The organism is Kosakonia sp. S42 (assembly GCF_016624785.1).
GTDB classification, from domain to species: Bacteria; Pseudomonadota; Gammaproteobacteria; order Enterobacterales; family Enterobacteriaceae; genus Kosakonia; species Kosakonia cowanii.
Genome location: NZ_JACVTW010000071.1, coordinates 1 through 2,697 on the forward strand (window position 1 = coordinate 1; position 2,697 = coordinate 2,697).

Here is a 2,697-nt window from a genome sequence, read left to right on the forward strand (position 1 = left end):
TGACCTGAAGTTATGCGCAAGAACCCATCCGCCGGTGTAAACGCAGACGCATGGATCATTAAGCAGATCCGATCGCATAATATTAAAATTTTTCAGCTTACCGTAATGCGAACTGTTTATCTGCATCCCGCATACATCCTCCGAACCGTCATTGTTCGCCTTATTAACCGCAGCGGGCCTGAGTCGACTTTCTTTGATTGAAATTGACATCAGCAGCAGCGGGTCGATTTGGTAATCCCGCCCGGCCTGGTCGAAACACATTTGCGGTGCTGCGCTGCAGGACATTGAGACGCAGAGCAGAATGAGACCGAGTTTATTCATATTTATAACCTTTGCGTTTTGCGCGCGTGGAATGTCGCTGGAGCAGCGCAATAAAAAATACCCCCGCCGATCATTTAAATCAATACCCGCTCTTACAAACGCGCAGAGAGCGCTGCGGGTACGTGCCCGGAGTCAGTCTCTGATATTAAAGATGCTCTGGTGTCGCTTATTATTGGCCGCTCTTTGCAAACATATAAAACATGACACCCCACGCAAGACTTCGTCTTGCAGATTTTTCCTTTGGAATCAGGTTGTTGTTCTGATTATTTTGTGCGGTATTTGAAATATAACAAAAAAGGTGTGTTATTCCCCACACATAACAGTGCCGTAACCGGCCACACAGCAGTGCCGGAACAGCACACCTGTTGGTGCCGCTGGCGGCACTGTAAGGTGGCCGAAAGGTGTGTACTACGTATATTCAGGAAGTTATAAAGCATATTTGGTTATACAGTGCCGGATTAACACACCATGCAGTGCCGCATGCGAACACCTGTATAAACGTAATTTTTCATTGACAGGTGCCGGATTAGCACACCATATTACGCAAAATCATCCAGACTCATTTTTTAAAATTCTTTCGCTTACAGTGCTGCTTCCGGCACTGTTTGAACAGGACGGAAAATTAATGCCGCGTAAAAATATCTACTTTAAAGATAAAATCGATCGCGAGATTGAAGGTATTCTCGAAATTGAAAGACAGAAGGGCGCAACAAGCAGCGATGTGAGCTATTCCAATCAGGTCAATGAACTCGTTCGCCTGGGTATCATGGTATATAAATCGCGGGAAGAGCCTGCCAGTTTCGATCTCGAAGGGTATCGTCGGGATTTAATAAAAAAAGCCAGCGGCGCCAGGGAAGGGACTATGATACTGATGACAATGATTACAGAAATGTATCTGAATTCTAAAGGTATAAGCCCGGAAGGTAAGCTGGAAGAGCTGCTCAGCCAGAATTTTACGGCAATGAACAATGCTGAGGACGAGGCCGAATCTCACCACTTCATATCTGAAGAAGAATAACAATCTGGCCGGCAATGCTGCCAGCCAGACCCGTCACGGTTACTCCGGTTTATTCCACGGAAGCGGCACATCCTCCGCTTCCGATAATTTCTCCCTGAGATACCACTCAAATGACATGCACAGCACTTTAAGCGCCTGCGCATCCTCGTTCTGGTCGAGAAGACGCTGAGTTAAATAACCCATAGAATTCATTAACCTTGTCAGCATTTCATCATTCAGGCTGCGTTTATGAACCCGCGCCATAATTCTTATTTCAGAGGCAAGATTTTCAGGAATACGCATGCTGTAGCCTGACGTCTTTCCGGGAATTAAGACCCGCACACCTTCACGCCACATCCAGGCAGGCTCATCACGCGCCTTTTCCTTTCTGTTTTCATTTTCAGCTTCATTACCATTTCTTAATAAATCGTACAGCCACTCTTCAAACTTCACTGCCAGAGAAATTAGCCTTTCCCCCTCAACCGTTTTAATAACAGGTACATGCGGCTGATAATTCAGTGAAATAAGTAACCGCGCTATAATTTCATCGTTAACACTCCTCTCACTAATTCGTGCACATACCCGCAGTTCCATCAGCAGATTGTCCGGCGCACGCAGCCGCCACTCCACTGTTTCGCCCGCTGTGAACTTCCGTGGGCGGCCACGCTTTTCCCACAGGTTCTCTTTTACTTTCATATTCATAGATCCCTGACATCACAGGCGTCATACCTGCATGACTCAGGATATGTTGCGCCGGTAGTCAGATAATTCCTAATGATGTTGAAAAGTGTGATATATCTCACAGTTTTTTTTTTTTTAGGGTCATGAGATACTTATGCCCGCGTAAACAAGCACTTACGCAAACACACTTTGTTTACTTCCGGAGAAACAAGCATGTTCACTGAGGACAATGCCCTTAAGGTCACAAAGGGATGGGCGGTAGCGTCTTTATTTCGCAAAGCCCGTGAAAATATTCAGATGAGAAAGTATTTAAAAAACGGAGGATTAATCCTTCTTTCTCTTCTGGCCTGCAATTACGCATTTGCGGGCAGCACTGATTTACTGGCGTCACAGTCTTCTACCGTTTCCAGCACTTTCGGTCACGGGTCGTCTCTTGAGAGATACTTCTACTACGCGGAAATCTTTATCGCTTTATTCCTGTACATTAAAGCCCGCTCCCCACTGGTATTTCTCGGTCTCGTCATCGTCATTATTTTTACCCGCATGGGCTTTGCCATCGCAGGCTAAAAATGAACGGGGAAGATGATAAATATTACTTCCCGGAAACCCTCAATCAGCAGGCCCGATTCTTCGGTCTCCCCCTCGACGAACTCCTCGTTATTGCTCCCCTGACCTTACTGGGTATCGTCTGCAATATG

5 protein-coding genes are annotated in these 2,697 nt (G+C 46.2%); 3 read left to right on the forward strand and 2 right to left on the reverse strand.

Features of this window, described 5'->3' with window-relative positions:
* The coding region (locus IAE50_RS25520; protein WP_200581675.1) for a lytic transglycosylase domain-containing protein at positions 1 to 321 on the reverse strand (321 nt) is incomplete at its 3' end.
* 403 nt (positions 322 to 724) lie between these two features.
* Here IAE50_RS25520 and IAE50_RS26675 point away from each other — a divergent pair.
* Entirely contained in the window at positions 725 to 1,339 is a 615-nt protein-coding gene (locus IAE50_RS26675; protein WP_309228119.1) for a relaxosome protein TraM, read from the forward strand.
* 39 nt (positions 1,340 to 1,378) lie between these two features.
* Here the strand turns inward: IAE50_RS26675 and IAE50_RS25530 are convergent, their stop codons facing one another.
* On the reverse strand, positions 1,379 to 2,014 hold the full coding sequence (locus IAE50_RS25530; RefSeq protein ID WP_200581676.1) for an Arc family DNA-binding protein: 636 nt from the start codon (positions 2,012 to 2,014) through the stop codon (positions 1,379 to 1,381).
* Positions 2,015 to 2,212: 198 nt separating this feature from the next.
* On the opposite strand from IAE50_RS25530, the gene IAE50_RS25535 reads away from it, so the two are divergent.
* Together IAE50_RS25535 and IAE50_RS25540 are read left to right on the forward strand one after the other, a co-directional pair.
* The gene (locus IAE50_RS25535) at positions 2,213 to 2,566 is read left to right on the forward strand and encodes a type IV conjugative transfer system pilin TraA (protein ID WP_200581677.1); all 354 of its coding nucleotides are present in this window, start codon (positions 2,213 to 2,215) and stop codon (positions 2,564 to 2,566) included.
* 2 nt (positions 2,567 to 2,568) lie between these two features.
* A partial coding sequence (locus IAE50_RS25540; protein ID WP_305067896.1) for a type IV conjugative transfer system protein TraL occupies positions 2,569 to 2,697 on the forward strand: 129 nt, incomplete at its 3' end.

What these genes read in the sequence shown, in the direction of transcription:
- IAE50_RS25530 (WP_200581676.1), bottom strand. Translation starts at nt 2,014, where the DNA reads ATGAAAGTAAAAGAGAACCTGTGGGAAAAGCGTGGCCGCCCACGGAAG.
- IAE50_RS25535 (WP_200581677.1), top strand. Translation starts at nt 2,213, where the DNA reads ATGTTCACTGAGGACAATGCCCTTAAGGTCACAAAGGGATGGGCGGTA.